Source organism: Butyrivibrio sp. DSM 10294 (assembly GCF_028539135.1).
Classification (GTDB): domain Bacteria; phylum Bacillota; class Clostridia; order Lachnospirales; family Lachnospiraceae; genus Butyrivibrio.
In genome coordinates this window covers 281,956-307,368 of the sequence record NZ_JANSWL010000077.1, presented here as the reverse complement: position 1 = coordinate 307,368, position 25,413 = coordinate 281,956, and the positions used below count along the sequence as shown (strand labels likewise).

At 44.8% G+C, this 25,413-nt stretch carries 16 protein-coding genes; 2 read left to right on the top strand and 14 right to left on the bottom strand.

What is annotated here, in order from left to right:
* Nucleotides 1-27 precede the first annotated feature (27 nt).
* From NXH67_RS10505 to NXH67_RS10445, 13 genes are all read right to left on the bottom strand, one after another.
* Nucleotides 28-2,571 (bottom strand): homocysteine S-methyltransferase family protein, encoded by a 2,544-nt coding sequence (locus tag NXH67_RS10505; RefSeq protein ID WP_272797353.1) that lies wholly within the window; start codon nt 2,569-2,571, stop codon nt 28-30.
* Nucleotides 2,572-2,642: 71 nt separating this feature from the next.
* Nucleotides 2,643-3,677, bottom strand: a complete 1,035-nt coding sequence (locus tag NXH67_RS10500) for an acyltransferase family protein (protein ID WP_272797352.1) — start codon at nt 3,675-3,677, stop codon at nt 2,643-2,645.
* Between the two features lie 35 nt (nt 3,678-3,712).
* Entirely contained in the window at nt 3,713-4,240 is a 528-nt protein-coding gene (locus tag NXH67_RS10495; RefSeq protein ID WP_272797351.1) for a hypothetical protein, read from the bottom strand.
* 13 nt (nt 4,241-4,253) lie between these two features.
* Nucleotides 4,254-4,682, bottom strand: coding sequence for an ATP synthase F1 subunit epsilon (gene atpC, locus NXH67_RS10490; RefSeq protein WP_022776761.1), 429 nt, complete (start codon nt 4,680-4,682; stop codon nt 4,254-4,256).
* Nucleotides 4,683-4,685: 3 nt separating this feature from the next.
* Nucleotides 4,686-6,077, bottom strand: coding sequence for a F0F1 ATP synthase subunit beta (gene atpD, locus NXH67_RS10485; protein ID WP_022776762.1), 1,392 nt, complete (start codon nt 6,075-6,077; stop codon nt 4,686-4,688).
* A complete protein-coding gene (atpG, locus tag NXH67_RS10480; protein WP_272797350.1) occupies nt 6,074-7,048 on the bottom strand; it encodes an ATP synthase F1 subunit gamma in 975 nt (324 codons plus the stop codon). Before atpG ends, atpD begins: the two co-directional genes overlap by 4 nt.
* Nucleotides 7,048-8,808: a F0F1 ATP synthase subunit alpha gene (gene atpA / locus NXH67_RS10475; RefSeq protein WP_272797349.1), complete on the bottom strand. Its 1,761-nt coding sequence runs from the start codon at nt 8,806-8,808 to the stop codon at nt 7,048-7,050. Before atpA ends, atpG begins: the two co-directional genes overlap by 1 nt.
* Nucleotides 8,801-9,292: an ATP synthase F0 subunit B gene (locus tag NXH67_RS10470; RefSeq protein WP_026668481.1), complete on the bottom strand. Its 492-nt coding sequence runs from the start codon at nt 9,290-9,292 to the stop codon at nt 8,801-8,803. Before NXH67_RS10470 ends, atpA begins: the two co-directional genes overlap by 8 nt.
* 27 nt (nt 9,293-9,319) lie before the next feature.
* Complete coding sequence (gene atpE / locus NXH67_RS10465) at nt 9,320-9,541, bottom strand: ATP synthase F0 subunit C (RefSeq protein WP_022776764.1); 222 nt, start codon at nt 9,539-9,541, stop codon at nt 9,320-9,322.
* A gap of 33 nt (nt 9,542-9,574) precedes the next feature.
* Nucleotides 9,575-10,264, bottom strand: coding sequence for a F0F1 ATP synthase subunit A (locus NXH67_RS10460; protein ID WP_272797348.1), 690 nt, complete (start codon nt 10,262-10,264; stop codon nt 9,575-9,577).
* A gap of 104 nt (nt 10,265-10,368) precedes the next feature.
* Entirely contained in the window at nt 10,369-14,352 is a 3,984-nt protein-coding gene (locus NXH67_RS10455) for a hypothetical protein (protein ID WP_272797347.1), read from the bottom strand.
* Between the two features lies 1 nt (nt 14,353).
* On the bottom strand, nt 14,354-16,834 hold the full coding sequence (locus NXH67_RS10450; RefSeq protein ID WP_272797346.1) for an efflux RND transporter permease subunit: 2,481 nt from the start codon (nt 16,832-16,834) through the stop codon (nt 14,354-14,356).
* A 108-nt stretch (nt 16,835-16,942) separates the two neighbouring features.
* Entirely contained in the window at nt 16,943-19,471 is a 2,529-nt protein-coding gene (locus NXH67_RS10445; RefSeq protein ID WP_272797345.1) for a DUF342 domain-containing protein, read from the bottom strand.
* A 288-nt stretch (nt 19,472-19,759) separates the two neighbouring features.
* Here NXH67_RS10445 and NXH67_RS10440 point away from each other — a divergent pair, with 288 nt between their 5' ends.
* Entirely contained in the window at nt 19,760-21,331 is a 1,572-nt protein-coding gene (locus tag NXH67_RS10440) for an RICIN domain-containing protein (RefSeq protein ID WP_272797344.1), read from the top strand.
* Between the two features lie 198 nt (nt 21,332-21,529).
* Nucleotides 21,530-22,474, top strand: a complete 945-nt coding sequence (locus NXH67_RS10435; protein ID WP_272797343.1) for a hypothetical protein — start codon at nt 21,530-21,532, stop codon at nt 22,472-22,474.
* 83 nt (nt 22,475-22,557) lie between these two features.
* Here the strand turns inward: NXH67_RS10435 and ppdK are convergent, their stop codons facing one another.
* The gene (gene ppdK / locus NXH67_RS10430) at nt 22,558-25,395 is read right to left on the bottom strand and encodes a pyruvate, phosphate dikinase (protein ID WP_272797342.1); all 2,838 of its coding nucleotides are present in this window, start codon (nt 25,393-25,395) and stop codon (nt 22,558-22,560) included.
* Between the last annotated feature and the right edge of the window lie 18 nt (nt 25,396-25,413).

Sequence of the window (25,413 nt, the reverse complement as noted above, 5' to 3'; positions counted from 1 at the left end):
ATCCTCCGTATTGGCAAGCTCTATATTTTAGTCAATATTCAAAATACTTTTTATCACTCTTACGGCATCTGCAGCGTCGGATGAATAGCCGTCAGCGCCGATTTCCATTGCATAATCTCTGGTTACAACAGCACCACCTATTACTATTTTAGCATTAACTTTGTTCTCATGTGCATATTCCACCACATTTTTCATCTCCTTCATTGTGGTGGTCATAAGCGCTGACAGAGCGATAATGCTGGCGTCGTGCTCTTTTGCTGCCTTGACGATTTCTTCCTTTGGAACATCCTTGCCAAGATCAATTACGTTAAAGCCGTAGTTCTTAAGCATCAGAGCGACAAGGTTCTTACCAATATCATGAATGTCACCGTGTACCGTTGCTATTACAACCGTAGGGAGCTTGGGTGCTCCTTCGGAATCCTTCTGAAGAAGAGGTTCAAGATATCCTATGGACATCTTCATTGCTTCTGCGCCTGAGATCAGCTGTGGCAGGAAGTATTTGCCCTTATCAAATAGCTCTCCTACTTCGTTAATGGCCGGCATCAGCACGTCATTAAGGATTACCTTAGGCTCTATTCCGCTGTTAACAGCGTTCTCTGTATCTCTGACGATCGTTCTCTTATTACCGGTGAGAACATCTTTTTTAATAACTGCGAGAGCATCATTCTCAGTTGCAGCACCGGTTGCTTCTGATGATTTGGTACTGTCTGATGTAGAAGGGCTGGCTCCTGTCCAGGTACTGTCCTTGCCCGCCTTTACCTGAAGCTCCTTGAGAGCAGCTTCCTTCTGGGCATTTCTCTCTGCAACAAGCTGCATTCTCTCGATGTATCTGATGTCAGCTCCTTCTTTTCTCTTAAGAAGGTCGGAAGCAAAGGCTGCATTCACCAGCAGTTCCTGGGAAGGATTGGCTATGGCCATGGTAAGACCTCTGTCTATAGCCATGGTAAGGAACGCTGTATTAACACTCATTCTCTCCGGAAGTCCGAAGGATATGTTGGAGAGTCCGCAGATAGTGGCAAATCCGTTATCGTAACAATAATCTATGGTATCAAGTGTATTGATGGCTGCAGAAGGCTCCGCACCAACAGTGGCGACGAGACCGTCAACCACAATATCCTCTCTGCACATTCCAAGGTCGTAGGCCATCCCGGAGAGCTCTTCGATGTTACCTATTTTCTCAGCTGCGTCCTTTGGTAGTCCGTCGGGATTAAGTGGTAAAAGAATAAACATCGCGCCGTATTTTTGGGCAAGAGGAAGGAAGGTCTCAGCCTTACCCTTCTCCAGCGAAATGGAATTCATAAGTGCTCGTCCGGGATAAATACGAAGAGCGGCCTCCATAACCTCTGCTGAACTGGTATCTATACACAGGGGCAGATCAGTGATGGACATAACCTCTTCCATTACCTTGAGCATCATTTCCTTCTCATCAATTCCGCTCATGCCTACGTTAATATCAAGTATTGATGCTCCTTCACTCTCCTGACTGGCTGCAAAATCGCAGACCATGTCAAGATTGCCTTCACGAAGCTGGGCCTGAAGTTTCTTCTTGCCAGTGGGGTTGATTCTCTCTCCCACGATCATAAAAGGATCATTCATTCCAAAGGAAAGGCTTCTTCTCTCAGAAGATAAATATCTTCTCCCCACCATCCTTCTGGGAATAGGATTGCCCTCATTATCTCTTATTTCCGCAGGATCAAGAGCTCCGTACTCAGCCTTAAGCCCCTTGATGTATTCGGGAGTTGTACCGCAGCATCCACCTATTACAGATGCGCCTGCGTTAATAAGTCTTCTCATCTCTGCAGCGAAAGTATCAGCTTCCATGTCATATCCGGTGGTTCCGTCAGGATTAACGGAAGGAAGTCCGGCATTGGGCTTGGCTATTATTGGAACAGTGGTAACAGCAGCCATATTCCTGATGATCTCTTCCATCTTGTCAGGACCTGTTGAACAGTTAGCACCAATGGCGCACGCCCCCAGTGCCTCAAGTGTTATTGCACTTGCCGCCGCATCTGACCCATAGAGTGTTCTGCCATCACCTTCAAAGGTAAGAGTAACCATTACAGCAAGGTCAGATACCTCCTTGGCTGCGATCAGAGCCGCTCTGCACTCCTGAAGGCTCATCATTGTTTCAACCACAAGCAGGTCGCAGCCCGCTTTTTCAAGGATCTGAATCTGCTCCTTGTATACGGAAATAAGTTCTTCGAAATCAAGGTCGCCTATAGGCCTTAACTGTCTGCCTGTCATGGTAAGGTCTCCCGCAACAAGCGCTTTATCTCCTGCCGCTTCCTTGGCGAGGTTAACAAGCTCTGTGTTAATCTCTTCAATTTTGTCCCCAAGACCATAGTCCGCAAGCTTGATCCTATTTCCGGTAAATGTAGGGGCATAGAGAATATTCGTGCCGGCCTCAACATAAGCCTTCTGAAGATCACGCATCACATCTTTATGTTCAAGGATCCAGGCTTCAGGGCATACACCTGCAGGCATTCCCACCTTCATTAGGTTCGTCCCCGTAGCTCCGTCCAAAAATACTACTCTTTTATTACAATACTCAAGAAATTCCTGTCTGTTCATACCTATTTCCTCTGCAAAACATACTGCATTCTAATATATAAGAAAAAAAGATTAATTTACAGACTGTATAATTAACCTTTTTTCACATTAATTACGCTACGATATAATTTGGGAAGTCCATAGAAGATTATTATGGACAATATCATCAGTACCAGCGGCTTAACGATGCCCGGAACAGTAGGAAACACTCCCCGGTCCGTCCCAAGGTTAAGTATTGCCAGAATCAATACATGAAAATAATAAATATTGGAAGATGCATCTCTTCCCATCTCGCATAAGAATCCACCCTTTTCGGAAAGAGCTTCCGACAAAAGAAGTATTCCCATGACAATAAAAAACGATCCGAAATAGATATCCTTATTTCCGATAATAAAAGTCTCAAAACAGCTGCCCAAAATTCCTGTGGACAAAAAGCATATACCCGGAATCTTCCACAGATCAACTATCCTCTTATAGTCATCTTCGCTCTTGTCCTTCCTGAGTCGGTCTACAATATCTCCCCACAGCACTCCCAGAAGGACATAGGGAATACCTGTAAAAAGCCAGCTGCGAAGAACATACCAGGTTGTAAGGCTGATTCCAAAGACTCTCACAATCCTGAAATCCTGTATCCACGTAAATAAATGAAGTCCCAGAAGTAGTACCGCAATAACCGGCTTGTAACACTTCCTGATAACAGGCGCCGCTAATGCGATAAACACCAGTACATAAATGAATGCGAACAGATACCACATATGATCAAAAACATAGCTATCATCATAGAGCACTGTTCCTGAATTAAAAGAAAGGAAGCGTTTTAGTGAAGCTAGATTATATCTCTCAGCGTAAACCTCTGCCAGCTTAGCTCCTACAAGGACATGGTAGAAAACAGAATATAACTGATATACAGCATAAACAATCGCTGTAACTATCAGCGTCTTCTTAAGTGAACGAAAAGCTCTGCTTCTTACCTCTCCTGCTGTATAGGCTCCGGATAAAAGATACCTTCCGGACACAGCAAAGAAAAAGGGCACTGCAAATCTCGCAATAGCCATAACATACTGTCCGAAAGGATCGGGAAACCTTACATGGATCGTAATTACCGCAAGGCATGCTATTAATTTCATAGTATACAAAAACTTATTCTGATTCATTCTATAGCTTAATCATCTCCGATTGTTGAGAACTGCCCTGCCTCCTGAGTGGTAACGATAACATTGTCGCCCTCCGGGATCTCGCCGTGAAGAACCTGCAGCATTACCTGCACACGACTGTTGGCTCTTTCATAATACTGTCTTGCCAGGTCCTCATTCTCCTCGCTGAACTCGCCGTCATAGGCAAGATGATAATATTCATTGGCACTCTGCATATACTCTGCAGCCTCTTTGGAGATCTCGGAAATTGAATCAAATTCCTCAGGAACATCTGTGGCAGCCATGATCTTATATGCCTCGTTCATCTGATCCATAATTAAAAGAAGCTGAGCAGGTGCATCCTCAGCCTCCGGATCAATGGTATTAATCTCCGAATTATAATAGGAAAGCTTGTTATAGAATGTGGTCATGTCCTCTTTGTATGCGGTAAGTTCTTTGGAATCTTTCTTGCCGCAGCCAAACAGCATGCACATAAGAAGTACTGTTACAACCAGTACCGAATATCTCTTCACTGAATTAAACAACAATTTATTCACCTTACTCCTCAAATCAATCTGAATACTTCGACGCAGCCTTAAGTCTGGTCAGAGCTCTTGCAAGACCTGCCTGGGACTTCTTGAATTCCTTGATGGACTGCTTCTGCTGAAGATGCTCCATGGCAAACTCGTAGGCCTCCTGAGCTCTTCTCTTATCAATATCTTCAGGCTTCTCCACGGTGTTGACGATAATAGTACATTTGTTATCCGTGGTGCACTGAAGTGATCCAAGGCTCACTACACCATAGATCCACTCGCCGCCCTTTTTCTTGATCTTGATGACTCCATCGCTGATGGCAAGGATCATCTCCTCGTGATTGGCAAGAACCGCGAGTTCTCCGTCCTCACAGGGAACGATGATCTCCTCAGCTTCATCATCAAAGAATATTCCGTTAACCGATATAACCTTAAGCCCGAAGGTTGGGGCCTTAACATCACTCATAGATTACGCCTCGATCTGTTTGGCTTTCTCAATAACGTCATCAATGGTTCCAACGTTGAAGAATGCCGACTCGGGATACCTGTCCATCTCTCCTGCAATAATGGCCCTGAAGCCCTTGATGGTCTCGGAAAGAGGAACATATTTGCCCTTAAGTCCCGTGAACTGCTCTGCCACATGGAAGGGCTGTGATAAAAATCTCTGTATCTTTCTTGCTCTGTGAACTGTAAGCTTATCCTCGTCAGAGAGTTCTTCCATACCAAGGATTGCGATGATATCCTGAAGCTCCTTGTATTTCTGAAGAATCTCCTGAACCTTGGTGGCTGTCTCGTAATGCTCTTTGCCTACGATATCTGCTTCAAGGATACGGCTGGAGGACTCAAGAGGGTCAACCGCCGGGTAAATACCCTGTTCAACAATCTTTCTTGATAAAACAGTGGTTGCATCAAGATGAGCAAAAGTCGTAGCAGGCGCAGGGTCCGTAAGGTCGTCCGCAGGAACGTATACAGCCTGTACGGAAGTTACAGAACCAAATCTTGTAGAGGTGATCCTCTCCTGAAGCATACCAAGATCTGTTGCCAGTGTAGGCTGATAACCAACGGCGGAAGGCATTCTTCCAAGAAGAGCAGAAACCTCAGATCCTGCCTGAACAAATCTGAAAATATTGTCAATAAACAAAAGAACGTCCTGATGCTTAACATCTCTGAAATACTCAGCCATGGTAAGTCCGGTCTCGGCAACTCTCATACGTGCCCCGGGTGGCTCGTTCATCTGACCGAAAACAAGAGCAGTCTTGCTGATAACTCCTGACTCTGTCATCTCTGACCACAGATCGTTACCCTCTCTTGAACGCTCACCTACTCCGGTAAAAATAGAATATCCGCCGTGCTCTGTGGCAATATTCTGAATAAGCTCCTGAATAAGTACCGTCTTACCTACGCCTGCGCCGCCAAAAAGTCCTATCTTACCGCCCTTTGCATAGGGAGCAAGAAGATCGATAACTTTGATTCCGGTCTCCAGAACCTCAACTACAGGGCTCTGGTCAACCAGCCTCGGAGGCTCTCTGTGAATAGTCCACTTCTCCTGAGTCTTGCATTCACCCTTGGAATCAATAGTCTCTCCAAGTACGTTAAAAAGTCTTCCCAGTACTTCTTCGCCTACAGGAACAGTTATCGAACCACCTGTAGCAATGACTTCCATATCCTTGGAAAGTCCCTCACTGGGAGACAACATGATGCAGCGAACCACATCACTTCCTATATGCTGGGACACCTCCATAACACGCTTGTTGCCCTGAACATACACTTCCAGGGCATCACTTATGTATGGAAGATCACTGTCATCAAATTTTACGTCTACTACAGGTCCCATGACCTGAATGATTTTTCCGTTTTTCAAATATGTGCCCTCGTTTCATCAATGTATTTTGCGTCGCCTTCCCGCAGGATCTGATCATTCTTCACAGCCTTCTGCACCTTGGCACGTTTAAGCGCCTTGGCGCCACTGACAACCTCAGTAATCTCCTGGGTTATCATAGCCTGTCTCTGTCTGTTGTAGGTCCTCTGCAGGCCGGATATCATCTTATCTGCGTTCTTGTTGGCTGCGTCCATAGCCATCATTCGTGAACTCTGGACGCTGCAGAAAGACTCAACCAGCGCTCCGTAAATAAATCCCGTTACATAGTTGGGAACAATATTATCCAAAATAGCTGAAGGGCTTGGTTCCATCAGGAATTCATCAAGAATCGCGCCCGGTGCAAGGGGCTGTTTTCTGATATCCGTGATGATATCAAGAGGAAGAAGCTTCTCATATCTGGTCTCACATACCGTTCCATGAACGGTTGTATAGATGACATAGAATTCATCTATTTTTCTTGAATAATAGTAATCCAATATCTCAGCAGCAATCTTCCTGGCCCTGTGAAGAGTAGGATTCTGAGAGGTAAACATAAAGGATTCCTCTATGGGCATATCTCTTGAAATAAAGTGAAAACGGCCCACCTCTCCGATGACGAAGAGTTTCCAATTATCTCCGTCGTTCCTGATATGCTCTTCGGCAAGGTTTAATACATTGTGATTGTATGCTCCCGCCAGACCCTTGTCGTCTGTAAAGATGATGTAGCCCTTTCTCCTGTCCTTCTCCGGAATATCAAGCCTTGTCTCCAGAAAAATATTATCAACCCCATCGGGAAGATTGCTTACCACCCTCTTGATCATGGCTATGGTCGCGAAAAAGAAGGGTTCCGTATCAGTGAGCATCCTTCTAGCCTTCCGGAGCTTTGTTGAGGATATAAGGTACATCGCATTTGTAATTTTACGGGTATCGTTAACTGAATTAATACGATCCCTTATTTCCTTGATAGTTGCCATTACTCTGTCTCATCTTCCATAAACATATCAACAGCTTCAAGAATACGTCTCTTAAGCTGGTCAGACATCTGTCCGCTCTTCTCAAGCTCACTGCAAATATCGCCGTGCTCTGTGTTGAAGAAGTTAAGAAGTCTGTCCTTAAGATCTCTGACCTTAGGAACCGGCACACTGTCAAGTCTTCCGGAACCTACTGCCACAAGAATGATGACCTGCTCATGCATCGCAAGCGGATGCTCCAACGGCTGTTTCAAAAGCTCCATAAGAACATTGCCGTGTCTAAGCTGATTCTTGGTGGTCTCATCAAGATCTGAACTAAACTGTGTAAACACAGCCATTTCCCTGTACTGAGCAAGATCAACTCTGATGCTGCCGGCAGCCTTCTTCATTGCCTTGGTCTGAGCTGCACTTCCAACTCGGGATACGGATAATCCTACGTTAACCGCAGGTCTCATACCTTCAAAGAACAGATCACTCTCAAGGAAAATCTGTCCATCTGTAATAGAGATTACATTAGTGGGGATGTAGGAAGATACATCTCCCGCCTGAGTCTCAATTATAGGAAGGGCCGTGATGGAACCGCCTCCAAGTTCAGATGAGAGCTTGCTGGACCTCTCAAGAAGTCTTGAGTGCAGATAGAATACATCTCCCGGATAAGCTTCTCTCCCCGGAGGTCTCTCCAAAAGAAGCGAAATTGCTCTATAGGCAACCGCATGCTTGGAAAGATCGTCATATACTATCAGAACAGCCTTGCCCTGACTCATGAAATACTCTGCCATGGCTGTTCCCGAATAAGGCGCAATATACTGAAGAGGTGCAGTGTCTGCTGCAGTTGAGCTGACAATTATCGTATAATCCATTGCCCCTGTTTTCTTCAGTGTCTGAATAATCTTGGCTACTGTAGAAGCCTTCTGTCCAATGGCAACATAAATACAGATAACCTCCTTGCCTTTCTGGTTAATGATGGTATCCAGTGCTATAGAGGTCTTACCGGTCTGTCTGTCGCCAATAATAAGCTCTCTCTGTCCTCTTCCGATAGGGAACATGGTATCTATGGAAAGGATACCTGTCTGCAAAGGCTCATTAACAGACTGTCTCTCTATGATTCCCGGAGCCTTCTTCTCAACAGCGCTGTAGCCGGACTCCTTGATATCTCCAAGGCCGTCAAGAGGTGTGCCAAGGGCATCAACCACTCTTCCGATAAAAGCCTCACCCACGGGGATACCTGCTTCCTTGTAGGTTCTGACAGCTCTGGTGCCCTGTCTGATGCCTGTATCATTACCAAAAAGGATACAGCCGATATGGTCCTCTCTAATATCCTGAGCCATACCTCTGGTGCCATCTTCAAATTCGATGATCTCACCGTAAAAAGCATGCTCTATTCCCGTAATATTGGCGATTCCGTCACCGACCCATTCAACGAAGCCCACTTCTCTGTCGCCCACTGAAAGATCAAAATCATCAACCTTGCTCCTGAACAAGGACATGATTCTGGCCGGGTCTGAATCTCCGCTGCTACGGCGGACATTTATCAGTTCTGAGCGAAGCTGCTTGGCTCTTCCGGCATCGCTCCAGTCATATTCGTAATTACCGCATGAAACAATAAAGCCGCCACCGATGGAAGAATCTTCCTGAAACTCCAGCTCGATGTCACTACTGTCCACATCAAATTTGCCGCTGAGAACAGACTTGATCTTCTCAACCTGTTCAGGGCTGGGAGCAGTGGCAGCATATCTCAGTGTTGCCTTAAGATTCTTACTCATTTTTAGCCCCTGCTTCACTTATAAATTTGTCATAGAGTTCTCTGTCGTTCTCGGTGCTATGCTTGGTTGCAGCGATCTTGGATGCTGCTTCCACAACCATATCTGCCAGCTGAGCTGCATATACTTCCTTGACTCTCTCGTTCTCTACTTCTGCATTGTGCTTAGCCTCGGTAACAATCTGCTCGCCCTTCCTCCTGGCATCATTAACTATACGCTCATACTCGTCATAGCCCTGCTTCTTGATATCAGCAAGGATCTGTTCCTTCTCCTCATCGGCAAGCTCGATTCTCTGAAGATACTCAGCCTTGGTCTTCTTGGCTTCCTCGATCATCATATCCGCTTCCTTGGAGGCCTCTTCGATCTCAAGCTGTCTCTTCTCAAGAACCTCATCGACTCTTTTGAAGAGGAACTTCTTGATCAGAAAATAAAGTATGAGTAAATTGATTACTGTCCATAATACATTCCAAAGATTAACGCTTAACACGGCTTTCCCCTTTGTCTAATAGTTTTATCATCCAAGAAACAGAATGATCATGATAGCTACTACGAAACCATAAATAGCTGTAGCCTCTGCAAGAGCACAACCAAGAAGAAGCAGCTTCATGATCTTGCCGTCTGCTTCGGGCTGTCTTGCAACAGCATCAGTTGCCTTGGCAGTTGCTATACCGATACCAAGACCTGCTCCCAAACCTGTGAATGCAGCAATTGCTGCTCCGATCGCTGTTAAACTCATTTTTCATATCCCCTTTCTACACTTTATTCAAAATTATTCAACTGCTTCTTTTATATACAATGATGTCAGGAATACAAATACATATGCCTGGATAAGGCCATCAAAGATATCAAAATACAAACTGAAAGGAACGGGAAGTCCCACAGGAAGTATATGCTTAAGAAGCTCCATAATAACCGTGGCTCCCAAGATATTACCGAAAAGTCGCATACACAGAGACAACGGTCTGATAGCCAGCTCCAGCACATTCATAGGTGCTATGACAGCCATTGGCTGTGCAAAAGCCTTGGCCCATCCCTTGACGCCCTTGCTCCTGATTCCGGCGGCCTCAACCATTACAATACTCACAAGCGCCAGAGCAATTGTGACGTTAAGATCCATAGTCGGCGGTACAACACCGAACAGTCCCATCACATTGGAGCAGGCCAGGAACACCAGCACCGATACTATGTAGGTGGCGTAGTCCTTGCCCTCTTCACCCAGCATACCGACCGCAAGGCCTCGAATCCAGATAACAAAGCCCTCAACAGCTGCCTGTCGCTTGGAGATATTATGCACTTTCATATTATGGGTAAAAATCAGAATCAATATGAAGACAACTAAAATAAACACCCATGACAGTACAACGGACTTGTTAAAATCACAGTTACCGTTGCCAAAGGGCATGTGAATAAGGGTCTTGTCTTCAAGTAGCAGTTCCTTCAAAACTTCCTTAATATTCATACCTTTAATCCCCCAAAAAATCTACCTTTTTATTATAAAAAACAAAGGCTGAATGTGCAATGAAAACTTGCCTCATTCAGCCCTTAAATCATGCTTGGTACTGCTTACTTCTTGCTCTTTTTCTTACGTTTGCTTTTATCGTTTTTACTATGCTCGGTTTTTTCTTCTTTTATTTCTTGCGCGCTCTCAGAAGCTTCATCGCTGTGCTCCTTATTCAAGCCATCCTTCTCAAGCATTTCTTTATACTCCTTGAGCTCTTTCCTGAACAGATCATCCTGGGAATCGTCATAGAATAGCTGTTCCTTGCTCTCGATTTTCTCCGATACGTTACTCTTAAGTTCCTTAAGAGCCCCCGGAAGCTTTCTACCGTGCCTGTGGATATTGACGATGACAACTATGATAATTACCAATATCAAAAGGAGCACACCGATGATAATGGCAATTGTCAGGTAGTATACCCTGTTTGTATTGGGGACACCAACGGACAACACAAATTCATTACCCTCAATTTCGTAGGTATAATATCCTCCCATGGTACCGGTCTTTTCAATAGGAATTCTCTCATCTCCGTTGACCAGATACAAAAGATGTTGTTCCCCGAAGATTCCGGGCAAGCGCCTGGTCAACTCTCCCAATGCATTATTCAGCCTGAATCTGATCATATGAATATTGTTGCCATCCGTAGGTATCTTTACCTTTAGAGTTTCAAAATTATATTGAACATCTTCGGCGGTGTCTCCAGCCTTATAATTCAGAGTTCTCTCAACTTCCAGTTCATCCTCTTCTCTGAAGGCTCCGTCCACCAAAAGCTCAGACTGATGGAAATCATCATCCTCACTCTTTTCTGCAAGAGTGGTTCTGAATCTCTTATAATGTGCAGTAATTGTGGTGTCGCAGGTTATCCGCTCAACCCGATCTCTATCCCATTCGATATAGAAACCATCCTTTTCATCTACCGCAGGATATTCATCTTCATTAATGGAATCTCCATATTTTTTACTGATCTGGCCTATCTTTTCCTTACCACTGTCGAGATCATCGTCCTCAAGAATAAAGTTTACTGTGAGATTACTGAATTCATAAGGTAATTCCCGATATTGAATCATCGGCTCCGTGTCACTTGCCTCCCCGGTACCGGCTTCCTTTATCTCACTTTCCTTTTCTTCCGTCTCTTCCTCCAGCTCTTTGAATACCTTATTCTGAGATACGCTGTCATAGCTAACAGGTTCAGCCTTGAGCGCATAGCTCACCCTGTCTATACCTGAAAGATCATCACTGACAAAATAGTTATCCCTCACCTCACCGGATTCTTCGATATGACCTGCTACTGCACCGTACCAGTCTGTGGCTTCTCCGACAGTAACAATTGCCAGGCATTCCTTAATATGTTTGCCGTTTCCGGCAATTCCTCCAACGTAAGTATTGCCGTCCAGTTCTCCTTTAGCATAGGATCTGACAATATGTGCTATTGATGAACCGGCGACGCCACCTACATAGTTACCGGATGTAGATATAACCTTCGCATAACTTCCGCAGTTAAGTATCGTTCCCATCTCCTGCAGTCCGCATATACCTCCTGAATAATTCTTAAGCGCAATAATATCGCCATAGTTCCTGTTATCGCGAAGAACACATCTGGTAATATAGGAACTGTTAAGCAGGTTATCTTTATTTCCTGTCAGGTCACTTTCTCTGTCAAAATCATATTCAATTGCCATGGTACCTGCGATTCCCGAGGTATCCAGATCGCCTTTACATTCACCGTAATTGAAACAGGAATCTATTGTAGCATCTGTAGTATTGGCTGCTGCCTCATAGGATGCATCAGTTATCAGATTGGTATAATCCTTTTCAAGTACACCATCGATCGCGTCGGTATACAATTCAAGAATATTGTTAAACTGATCACTGATATCCAGAAGATCATCTATCAATACTCCGCCGGCATTGTTAACCTCCTGGTTAAGAATGCCGAAGTTATCGTTCATGCCCTGCATATTATCTGCAAGGCTGGCCGTATGAGCCTTGTACTCGGATGAAAACTGCGGAAAAGTAATGCTGTCTTTAGCTGCAATATTTCCGATAATATTCTTGGTCTGGCTTCCCGCTGTTCTGAAATTATCCGAAGCATCCTCAAGGTGATTCATCGCCTCCTGAGCATCAGATCTTACCGACTTGCCCATTTCCGGAAGGTGCTTTTCGTATATACCAAGAATAGTGGAAGTCTTGGATGCAACATCATCGGTATAGGTTCCTTTTGTTCCGGTAACGGGATTGACATAATTGGCCCTGGCATACTCATCGCAATTTGACGCAGCTATCGCAGTGGCAAGCGCATCCAGTTCGCTGTCGTCATCGTTATCTTTTATTGGAAAAGTCACACCTTCCTTGTGCTGCCAACTTCCCGGGGCATCTGCATTAAGACCACTTCCGATATTTCCCTCTCCCCAGGCTGAATAATCCGTCGCCGCATTTCCGGAAGAATCTACATATACAAGGTCTGATGTGGACTCTTTTTCCAATCTGTTATCCCTGATAGCAAGGTTATAATATGTCCTTTCGGATTGGTTATACAGTGCCTTGTACTGGGCCTTAGCGCTTTCCAGTACAAGCTTGGCCTCCCTATACTGTTTGAGTTCATCCTCGTCTTTGATGTATTCTTCAATATCAAGGTGTCCAACAGCATCCTTCACATCTTCAGCTGTAGACTTGATATTTCCAACGCCTGAATCTATGTTGTCAATGGGGCCTCCGTTTTGGGAACTCTCCTCAAGTATATAATCAATTCTGGAAAAAGCCTCTGTAGCTCCGCTTGCGACACCATTTGCAAAATCTATCGCGCCATCAGCCAGATACCTTGTATCGCTCACAGCTCCCGCTGTAAACCTCTGAATAACGGCAAGTCTGTTTGATACGATGTTTGATTCATTCTTGGCATCATTAAGAGTTACCGTCACGCTGTCATGAAGCTTGGACACTGCCTGTTCAAGCTGATAGGCAACATCAGAGCTAAGGTCAACAGTAAGATAAGGTTCTGCCTGACCTACAATTCCTCCCACGTCCTTACGTCCCTTAACGGTTCCGTTGTTGGAACATCTGATGACATATCCAGACTGCCTTCCGGCAATTCCGCCTATATTGTAACCAACATGATCATAACCGACATCTGCGTTGTTAATACAATGTGAGATAATACCGATGCTGAGTCCCGCAATACCTCCAATATCAGATACGGTCACATCCCCCTTGGCTTCCTCCTTGTCCTGTTTAAACCCGTCCTTGGCGAAATTAAGGACCTTGTTAAGTCCTTCGAGTGAATCTATGGTGATCTCCGTATCGGTGTTGGTGGTATTGACCAACGCTTCATTTCTGCAGTTTGACAGGTTACCGTAGTTTTCTCCGGTTATTCCTCCAATGAAATGCTTTCCGCTTATGAAGCCTTCCGAAATACCTGAGGAAATTGTACCGCTTAACTCATTGATTCCCGCAATACCTCCAATATAGTCATTTCCTCTGACAATCCCCTTGAAGGAGCAGGCATTTAATCTGCCACAGTTATCCCCTGCAATACCTCCGACTATTGTAGAATTTCCTTCCGGTTGAACAATACCTGTGATCTTAAGATTTTGGATAAGCGCTGTTTTCTGCACATAAACAAAAAATCCTGCGTAGGAAAGTCCTCTGTCTATGTTTACTTCAGACACGGTATGCCCCTGTCCGTCGAATATTCCGCCAAAGGAAGGTATGCCGTCAAAATCCTTGCCAAGAAGCGAAATATCCTTGGTGAGGATTACTTTTTTATTGACAGACCAGGTATCAAGACTGCAGCTTCTTGCAAGTTCCATAAGTTCATCTGCCGAACTTATACTTATCTCCTCCATCTCTCCGGGGATGGTATCATTAATCTGCTGCCGAATGTCCTCATCCACATCCACAGCATTTTCTTCAGCTCTCTCCTGTGTGCCTGTCGTATACGTTAATTCAGGTGCGTTCGTTTCTGCGTCGTTTTTATCATCAGCAAAAGAGACAAGAACCGATGAAGTGAAAAGAAACGTAACAAGGAGGGCTGCCAATAATCTCTTTTTCATATCACACTCCCTCCTCTCCGGTCATAGTAATCTGATCTACATTCTGCTCCGAATCCTCCAGTTGTTCAACATCACCGTTATCAATGAATGCGCTGACATTACCCTTTACCGTTGCATGGACCACACCGTTTACAGTTCCTTCTATTCTGCCGCGTACGAAGCCGTCTATCCTCATAACACCGGACAATTGCCTTGTCTGAATAGGCATGTTCATTACAAATGCAGTAAGCTCGATCACCTTATCACCCACAAGAAGTATCTGCGGAAGGACGAACATAGTTACAATAATCGATATGATGGTTCCTCTTCCCAGACACTTTCCGATGCCGTATATAGCACAGTCTGAGGTCATGCTACCTATAAGCGTTCCTGCTACGGCAAGCATAGTTCCTGATGTGATGATGGTCGGGAAGGACAAATTCATGGTTTCAATGATTGCCTCTCTCTTGCCTCTTGTGCTTCTAAGCTCTGTATACCTGCCGGCAATAACAATGGCGTAATCGATATTGGCACCCATCTGTATGGAGCTTACGATCAGATATCCAAGGAAAAACAGGTTGTCGTGCTGCAATGCAGGGAATGAGAAATTGATCCAGATACATCCCTGAATAACTGCGATAAGAAGTACAGGCATTCCCGCAGACTTAAATGTAAAAAGAAGTACCACAAGAACGGCAAGTATGGATATCACACCTGTGACCATATTATCTCTGGAAAAACATTTTTTAAGATCCAGCTGACTGACTGATTCACCAACGACGTATATCTTATCCTTGTCGTAATACTTTTCGGTGATATCATGCAATTCTTCAATGAAGGCAAAGGTCTCATCCGATTCCTGAGGAAGTGTAGAGTAAACAAGTATTCTGGAGTAGTCCTCACCCTGAAGCTGCGCTTTGGCAAAATTCATCATTCTGTTGGCGTCTTCCAGTTTGTCCATGAGAGAATCATCAAGAGTTACATACCCTTCACTTACCTCCTGATATATGAACAAGAACATATCGATAAGCGGAACTTTGTAATTGGCAAGTCCATTCACGACCTTGGCATAATCGGAATCATTCACCGCATATGCAGCATATACAAGCTCCGCCACTTCATAATCAACATCAAGAAGCTCAGAAAACTGCCTTGGCGATAACCTGTCAGTAAGTGTATACCCGCCCAGAGCCTGCGCATTTGCAAGACCGGTGACCTTGCTTACATGCTGGTTGTTTTCAAGCTCTTCAATAAGCCTTTTTTCTTTTTCATAATCACCTGAAGGAAATACAAGTGCCAGCATGTTATCGGAGGCAAAATTTTCCTTCTGGAGATTTTCTGCCTTCTGCACTTCATTGATAATAGGAGGGGTTATCCTGCTGTAGCCAAATACATAGGGAGTCCCGTTGGATATTCTCTGGGCGGCAATGATAATGACCACAAAAGCGGGGGCGATTATATATCTTGACGCATAGGCGAATTTTCCCACAAAAGGAATCTGGGGGATAAAATTTTTGTGCTTGGTTTTTTCCATAAGACCTGAAAAGAGCATGATAATGCCGGGCATCAGTAAAAATACCGACAAAAGACTCAAGATTATGGCCTTGATCAGAACAATACCAAGATCCTTGCCGATTCCAAACTGCATAAAGAGCATGGCTATAAGACCGCCCATAGTGGTGAGGGAACTCCCCGAAATCTCCGGGATTGCCTTGGACAAAGACACAATAGCCGCTTCACGGGCTTCCATCTTGGCCCTCTCTTCCTTGTATCTGTTAAGGAGAATAACAGCGTAGTCCACAGACAGTGCCAGCTGAAGAACTATAGTAACCGAATTCGATACAAAGGAAATGGTCCCCAGAAGGAAATTGGTTCCCATCTGCACAAGAGCCGCAGAGCCAAAGGTCAACAGAAGAATCGGAACCTCAGCATAGGCCTGCGATGTAAGAAGTAGTACCGCAATGACTATCACTACAACAATAACAGAGATAACATCCATCTCCTTGCCTATAAGTTCTGACTGTATATCTCCAAGTGTAGTGGACTCATAGGAATCATACTTATCAAAGTATGCCCGTACCTGCTCAAGGCACACCAGGCATTGTTCATCCTTTTCATCATAATCAAAGGTAATATTAAAAAGAGCGGAACCGTTAGCATAATGATCACTGCTGTCATCGGCTTCACAGGAAAAAACTCCGTCCATTGCCTCTATATCCTCTTTTATCATAAGCGCCTGATCATAGGATATATTGGCCACCATAACCTTGACGGTTCCGTAGGTTGTGAACTGCTCCTGCATAAGGTCAAGCCCCTGCCTGGTTTCACTGTCGGAGGGAAGATAATAAGCCAGGTCATTCTCGACGGATACCCAGCCCCGTGATATTACGGAGAAAATGCACAAAATAGCATAAATAAGAAAGAACAGATTCCTTTTATCAACAATAAATGCGCAGATTTTCAGCATGACGCTGCCACCTGCATTCCCCTGTTTTTTTTCCATGTATATGACTCCCCCATAGTTTTATACTATATATTATAACACAAATATATGCATGATTGTTTACATAAAGAATGGGCAGGCAATATTTTTTGCCTGCCCGAATTATTCTTATATTGCTACAATGGATTCATTTTCTATGTCGGCCTTGAAGGTAAGCTTGCCATAGGCCTTTCTGTCCTCTTCGATCTTAAGCCTGATTCCGGCTATGATGAAATAGGTTCCGGCATATACAACCTCTGTTACAAGAACCCTTGCGCCTCGGCCTTTGCCAATCTCATCTTCCAGAGCTGCTTTCTTTTCCTTCAGTTCTTTGATTTTGAGTTCCTTGGCACTGTATGCGGCGTTGATCTTGATCTTCCACTGCATTATCCGCTTATCACCAGCCCCCACTTCCTGAATTCTGATCCTCTCCGAATCCAGAGCACTGAGCTCATCCTCTTCCCTGCTAAGCTCCTTGGTAATTGCATTGTACCGGGTGAGGATCTGATTATTTACACCAATGTTGACTATTGTCTTGGCACCGCTCTTGTTTCCGAGATGTGCTACTTCCATACCGTACAGAGCATTGGCTGTACCGCCATATATGATACCGGCTCTTCCGTATGTCTTAAGAAGTCCCGATGCGAAGATCTCACAGTTGATAAAAAAGTTGGCGGTGATATTTCTTCCTTTGACAGTGGCGCCCTCAAAATACTTGGCAGAAACATTGCCCTTTGCATCGACGCCACCTCGAAGCGGGCAGGTGCAGCCTCCTATTATAATGACGTTTCCTCCGCTTATGATATCCGAGGACTCCATATGACCTCCCACAAGCACATCGCCGGTGGCTTCTATCTCACTTCCGGAATTAACATTGCCGGTCACATAAACGGTTCCATCATATTTAATCTTCTTGTCAGTTATGTTGACTTCAGGAAGGACTATGAGTTTCTGAATATGAACCTCGCCATCTTCCATCCTGATGGAACCGCTTAGTGTTGCCACATAGGTCACTCTGTCATTAAGAATCATAAAGCCGGTCCCCTTAAGGATGGGGATCTCTTTTCCCGGTTTGGCCACAAGCTCTTTTCCAAAAACGTCGTAGCCTTCTTCTCCCTTTGTTGCCTTATGATACCGGGCAACCTTATCACCCACTTTGATCTGTCTCAGCATCTCAATATTGGACAGGTCTGCGGTACCATCTTTTAAGATAGTAGGCTCCGCCATCTCAGAAGTATCAAAGAAATATTCATAATAGCCGTCCTCTCCGTTGACAGGCTGCTTTCCAACCGCCGCAACGAACTTATGGCCTATCTTCTTGTTTTTAACTACATCCGCAATGGCGTTGTAATCAATTCCAAAGGCAACTTTTGCCTTGGTCAAAAAGCCAAGAACTGCCTTCTCTGTATATGCGGCACCGTCTCGTCTTAGAGGCAATGTCATATAACAGATCATATTGTTGGACTCCACGGATATGATCTCATCTCTTCTGACAAGCATATCTTCAGCCATACGATCATCAACAGTCCTGCCTTCAAGCTTGGTAAAGATCTGTTCGCCTTCGCCCTTTTCGCCTGCTGCTTTTGCCTGGGCATTAAGGTATGCACCTTCATCAAGAAGTTTTTGTCTGATGCGGTACATATCTCTTGCGGTGTACATAAGGCTGGAATACTTGCTGATATCCAGGCCTTCCTCGATGCCCATTCGTATCTCAAACATCTGATCCGCATGATAATATGGATTACAGTATGGAGTGATATCTATCTGATGCTCAAGCCCCAGTCTCATTTCCTTCATTTGCTGCCAGCCATAGGCCGGATCTGCATATTTGGCCACTTGAATTCCCGCCTCAAGGCCAAAGCGTATCTCTCTTATGGCATCACCGCGCATATCGGAAGTGATGAAACGATCAATGGGAAGGATCTCCTTAAGCGATATTCTCACCTGTTCCAGCTGTTCCTCATCAAATCCCTGCTGGATATATGAAGAAATATCAATATTTTCAACAAATGCCTGATGCATCTGATTCAGGATGCTGGCATTGTACCTGTCTATGGTAGCCTGGTCAAAATTAAGGCCGTCCTCAGCTGCCTTTCTTATGGCACGCATCTTAAGATAAGGCATCTCAACTCTTGCAAAACCAGAAATGTCTATTCCTGCCTGCAGCGCCTTTCTTATCTCTCTCATCTGCTGAGAGTTAAAAGCCGGGTCAAGATAAAAGATGACAGGAACTCCCTCAGTCTTACTAAGGCCGAGCCTTATCTGCTTCATCTGATCGGCGAAGTATTCTTTTTTGGCATAGGTGGAAACATCGACTTCATCAAGAATTCCCTGCCTTATCTGGGACAGCTGCTGAGTATCAAAGCCCTGCTTGCGGTACTCAGACATATCAACCTTCTGGTGCATCTCAAGACGCATCTCCTCCATTGCTGTCCAGGGAATTTGGGGATTAAAATACTTAGTTACGTCAACCTTCTGAGTAATTCCTTTTCTGATCTCAGACAATTGGAGCGCATTAAACTTAAGGGCCTTAAGTTTTTCAACATCAGCCCCCACCTTCTTACATAGTTCCAGTTCCTTCTGATATGCCATGTCATCAAAGGAATCCAGTCCTGCGTTGGTGTTCAGTTCATCAATCATATCCATTTCAGGCAGCATATTCTCTCCTATGATAATGATCTGATGTTAATATTATAAACCTTTTTAAGTTTATCTACTATCAACATACAGTGTATATCCATCAGTATTTATTGAATTTTAAGAATTTACTATACACTTCTCCGTCAACGTTCTGAGTTATTTGACATTTTCACCAAAAATCCCCCCGCTATTTTCTACGTTTTTAAGCTATGAAAGCGCTTTCATTCTGTATCTCCCTATGCTATGATTCTATCGTGTTTTGGTTTGGGAGACTAAATGCAAGTGACAATTAGGAGGTATTGAAAAATGTTTCGTAAGTATGTAAAAAAGTTATTCGTAGCCATACTGACAGCATCTGTGGTAATAGCCGCAGCTAATGTGGCTACACCGGGGAAAACCGCTGAGGCGGGATCGAACATCATTGCAGATGGATGGTATTACATCAAAGATATCGGCAGTCAGAAATATCTTGATGTAGCAGGGGGAAACGATTCCAACGGCACAAATGTCCAGCAGTGGAAAGGCATCGGAGGCGATGCTCAGAAATGGTACGTAACCAATTTAGGCAGCAACTATATCACCATCAGAAGTGGTCTTAAGGGGGGCCGCATGCTGGATGTTAACGGTGGTAAGGCTGACAATGGCACAAATATTCAGATCTGGGTTGCCAACGGCAGAGATTCACAGACCTTTAAGGTTAAAAAAATCTCCAGCGGTGTGGTAGCACTTCAGACAAAATGCAGCAATAACAAGCAGGCTGTTGATGTTAACGGCTCATCTTCTTCAGACGGTGCCAATGTTATCACAATGAAATACACCGGAAAAGCCTGTCAGCAGTTCAAATTTGAAGCCTGCAATCAGGGTTCAAGCGGTTCAGGTTCAAGCGGCGGCTCAGGCTCAGGCAGTGGCTCAGGTTCAGGCAGTGGTTCAGGAAGTGGTTCCGGATCAGGTTCAACAACACCTTCCGGCAACACCATCACAGTTAAAAATGGTGGAACAACTCTTGAGTCAGCAATCAGCAAGGCTTCAGCAGGAACAACCATTATTATCGATGGTACTGTAAAGAGCGGCGCTGTTAAGCTTAAGAGCGGAGTACATATTTCAGGTAAGAACAATGCAACCATCGACTTCTCTTCTACAAGCGGCAATTCAGGAAGAGGAATCACAATCTCCGGAAGCGGCAGTAAGCTCGAGAACTTCACAGTTAAGAATGCAGCTGACAACGGTATTTTCATCGATGGCAGCAACAACACTCTTACAAATGTAACCTGCTGCTACAACAAGGATGCAGGCTTCCAGGTAAGTAACGGCGGTGCCAACAACAAGTTCTACAGCTGCCATTCACACCACAACGCAGATCCTAAGGGTGAGAACGCAGACGGATTTGCTGTTAAGCTTCATTCAGGTGTAGGCAACTACTTCGAGAACTGTGTAGCCGAATACAACAGTGATGACGGATGGGACTGCTATGCAGCTCACGGTGCAGTTACACTTAAGAACTGCAAGGCTAACTACAACGGCTATTGCAATGGTATTTACGGTGATGGCAACGGATTCAAAATGGGTGGTGTAGACAACAAGACATCAGGCGTTGCAGCTCACCTTGATCCTCTTAACCACTATCTTGAGGGATGTCAGGCAATCGGCAACTATGCCAGCGGATTCGACAGAAACAACCAGAACGGTGTTGTAACCATGAAGAACTGCCTTGCAGACGGCAACAAGAAATACAACTACAACTGGCCTAAGGAAGGAACTCCTTCAGCTCTTGGCAAGAAGGTCACCTTCGGAACAGCAATCATTCAGGATTGCACATCCAAAAACGGTAAGAACAACATCAAAGGCGCTACATTAAAGGGAACTTGCGTTGGTTTCTGATAATATAGACATATATTAAACGCAATTCTCCCACACTGGATACAAATAAACGAAATAGTTTGAATAAATGCAGGAAAAATGCACTTTCCTGCATTTATTTTTTATTCCGAATGTAATATAATGATTTAGCCTCAAACTACTAAAGAATGCATTAACAGTGCAGTTTGAGACCAAATAACCAAGGAGCGTATGAAAAAAATGCAGAATAACTATGATCCTGTGACAGGACAACCAATTCAGCCTACGTACAACAACCAGCAACCATACGGCAGTAATAATTATCAACAGCCTTATAATAACAGTAACATGTATCAGCAAAACGGGTTAAGCAACACCAATCAGTATCCTCCAAATCCCGGACAGATGCAGCCCTACATGTACCAACAACAGATGGTTAGTTCACCTACTCAAAAGGCCCCATCTATAATGCTCAAGATCGCTTTATTCGGTGGAACACTTGTAGCCGCAATTTTGCTGGTTTTCGGTGGGCTCTTCATATATGACGCAGTAACAAGAAAAAGTCCGGCTCCCGAGGTTTCCGTTACCGAGGATTATATTCCCGATACTTCCGATATAGAAATTGACGAACCAGAATCGAACACAGTTACAGATACCGGGATTACATCGGCGCCTACGTACAGCGAATCAGACAGTATTTATTCCTTTAGTCTGTTTGATGTGAACTATACACTTCCACTTGATTTCAGTACTCTTCTCGACAACGGATGGCATTTCTGCAATGAAGAAGACAAAGATAAGCAGATTCAGCCGGACGATTCAGAATATGTTGATCTGTACTGCCCCGGTGATAACCTGCAGCATTTCGAATTCAGAGTTGCCAATTTCACCTCCGCTCCGTTAAACGTTCGTGATTGCAAGGCAACACACATTTCCGTAGCAACACTGTCACTTGAGAAACTTGGAACTGATTTAAGATTCTTTGGCGGCAAGCTATCAACCAGAAACTCCTCTCGCGATGAAGTATTGGCCGCTATAGGAGAGCCCAAGTTCACCAATGAGTCCGATTCTTCCTCGTCCTACACTTTTGTATTCGAGAACAACATGGATTGCCGTATCGTTGTAAGCTACAGTGATTCTCAGCATACCAAATGGATACAGATCGTTCATCATGTAAATGAATAAATAAGTGCGTCGTTGGCGCACCTAAAAAAAGAGGGTTGCCACTAAAGTGGCAACCCTCTTTTGGGTTTAATCTAAATCAGAAATTATTTATTTCTGTTGTCGTTGTAAACCTTCTTAGCCTCTTCAAGACCAGCCTTAAGTCCTGCAAGTCCTGCCTTAGCTACCTCTGCAGATGTCTCTGCAAGCTCCTTAGCGATTACCTGAGCCTTCTCAGCAGCCTCTTTAAGTTTCTCCTTGGTCTCCTCGTCTACGAAAGACTTGTTTTCATTGCTAGAAGACTTAGCAGCCTTGTCAGCGATTGCAGCCTGAGCAGCAGCAAGTCTAGCTACAGGTACGCGGAAAGGTGAGCATGATACATAGTCAAGTCCGATCTTGTGACAGAACTCAACTGATGAAGGATCTCCACCGTGCTCGCCGCAGATACCAACATGAAGTGAAGGATTTACGGGCTTACCAAGCTTAAGTGACATCTCCATAAGCTTACCAACACCAGTCTGGTCAAGCTTAGCGAAAGGATCGTTCTCGAAGATCTTGGTGTCATAGTAAGCATTAAGGAACTTACCAGCATCATCACGAGAGAATCCGAATGTCATCTGTGTAAGGTCGTTAGTACCGAAGCAGAAGAAATCAGCTTCCTTAGCGATCTCATCAGCTGTAAGAGCAGCTCTGGGGATCTCGATCATTGTACCAACTTCGTACTCAAGCTTAGCGCCTGCAGCTGCGATCTCAGCATCAGCTGTATCAACAACTACCTTCTTAACGTACTTAAGCTCCTTAACTTCGCATACAAGAGGAATCATGATCTCAGGCTTAACATTCCACTGAGGGTGCTCCTTCTGAACTTCAAGAGCAGCGCGGATAACAGCCTTAGTCTGCATCTTAGCGATCTCAGGATATGTAACTGCAAGACGGCATCCTCTGTGACCCATCATAGGGTTGAACTCGTGAAGAGATGTGATGATAGCCTTGATTTCCTCTACGCTCTTGTTCTTTGCAGCAGCAAGCTTCTTGATCTCATCCTCAGTTGTAGGAACGAACTCGTGAAGCGGAGGATCAAGGAATCTGATTGTAACAGGGCATCCCTCAAGAGCCTCATAGAGAGCCTTGAAGTCTGACTGCTGGTAAGGAAGGATCTTATCAAGAGCTTCCTCTCTCTCTTCTACTGTATCTGAGCAGATCATCTCACGGAAAGCAGCGATTCTGTCTTCCTCGAAGAACATGTGCTCTGTACGGCAAAGACCAATACCCTCAGCGCCAAGCTCTCTAGCCTTCTTAGCATCTGCAGGTGTATCAGCATTTGTACGAACCTTAAGTCTTCTGAACTCATCAGCCCATGCCATGATACGTCCGAACTCGCCGGCGATCTTAGCATCAACTGTTGCGATCTGGCCATCATAGATGTTACCTGTTGTACCATCGATTGAAATGAAGTCGCCCTCATGGAACTCTTTTCCTGCAAGAGTGAACTTCTTGTTCTCTTCGTCCATGTTGATGTCGCCACAACCTGATACGCAGCACTCACCCATTCCACGAGCAACTACGGCAGCGTGTGATGTCATACCACCACGAACTGTAAGGATACCCTGAGCAGCCTTCATACCTGTGATATCCTCAGGAGATGTCTCAAGACGAACAAGTACAACCTTCTCGCCTCTCTCAGCCCAAGCTACAGCGTCATCAGCTGTGAATACAACCTTACCGCAAGCAGCTCCGGGTGAAGCGCCAAGACCCTTTCCGATAGGTGTTGCAGCCTTAAGAGCAGCAGCATCGAACTGAGGGTGAAGAAGTGTATCAAGGTTACGAGGATCGATCATTGCTACAGCTTCTTCAGGAGTCTTGTGTCCCTCATCAACGAGGTCGCAAGCAATCTTAAGAGCAGCAGGAGCTGTTCTCTTACCGTTACGGCACTGAAGCATGTAGAGCTTCTTGTTCTCTACTGTGAACTCCATATCCTGCATGTCATGGTAGTGATTCTCAAGAGTCTCACAAACCTTGATGAACTCAGCATATGCCTCAGGGAATTCCTTCTCCATCTGAGCGATAGGCATAGGTGTACGAACACCGGCAACTACGTCCTCACCCTGAGCGTTGATAAGGAACTCACCCATAAGTTTATTCTCACCTGTTGCAGGGTCACGTGTGAAAGCAACACCTGTACCAGACTCATTATTAAGGTTACCGAATACCATAGGCATTACGTTAACAGCTGTTCCCCATGAATAAGGGATATCGTTATCACGACGATATACGTTAGCACGAGGGTTATCCCATGAACGGAATACAGCCTCGATAGCAAGCTTAAGCTGCTCTACAGGATCTGAAGGGAAATCCTTGCCAAGCTGATTCTTGTACTCAGCCTTGAACTGTGTAGCAAGTTCCTTAAGATCAGCCGCTGTAAGATCTACGTCAAACTTAACACCCTTCTCCTCTTTCATCTTGTCGATGAGCTGCTCGAAGTACTTCTTACCTACTTCCATAACAACGTCAGAGAACATCTGGATGAAACGACGATATGAATCATATACGAAACGCTCGAATGCAGGATCAGGATTGCCCTTGATCATTGCATCTACTACCTCATCATTAAGACCAAGGTTGAGGATTGTATCCATCATACCAGGCATTGATGCACGAGCACCTGAACGAACTGATACAAGAAGAGGATTCTGAAGATCACCGAACTTCTTGCCGTTGAGCTCCTCCATCTTCTTAACACCTTCCATAGCCTGAGCCATGATCTCGTCGTTGATCTTACGACCATCCTCGTAATACTGTGTGCAGGCCTCTGTTGTGATTGTGAAGCCCTGAGGTACAGGAAGACCAATGCTTGTCATCTCAGCAAGGTTAGCACCCTTACCACCGAGAAGGTTACGCATTGTCATGTTACCTTCGCTGAACATATAAACCCACTTGTTCGCCATGTTTTTACCTTTCTTACC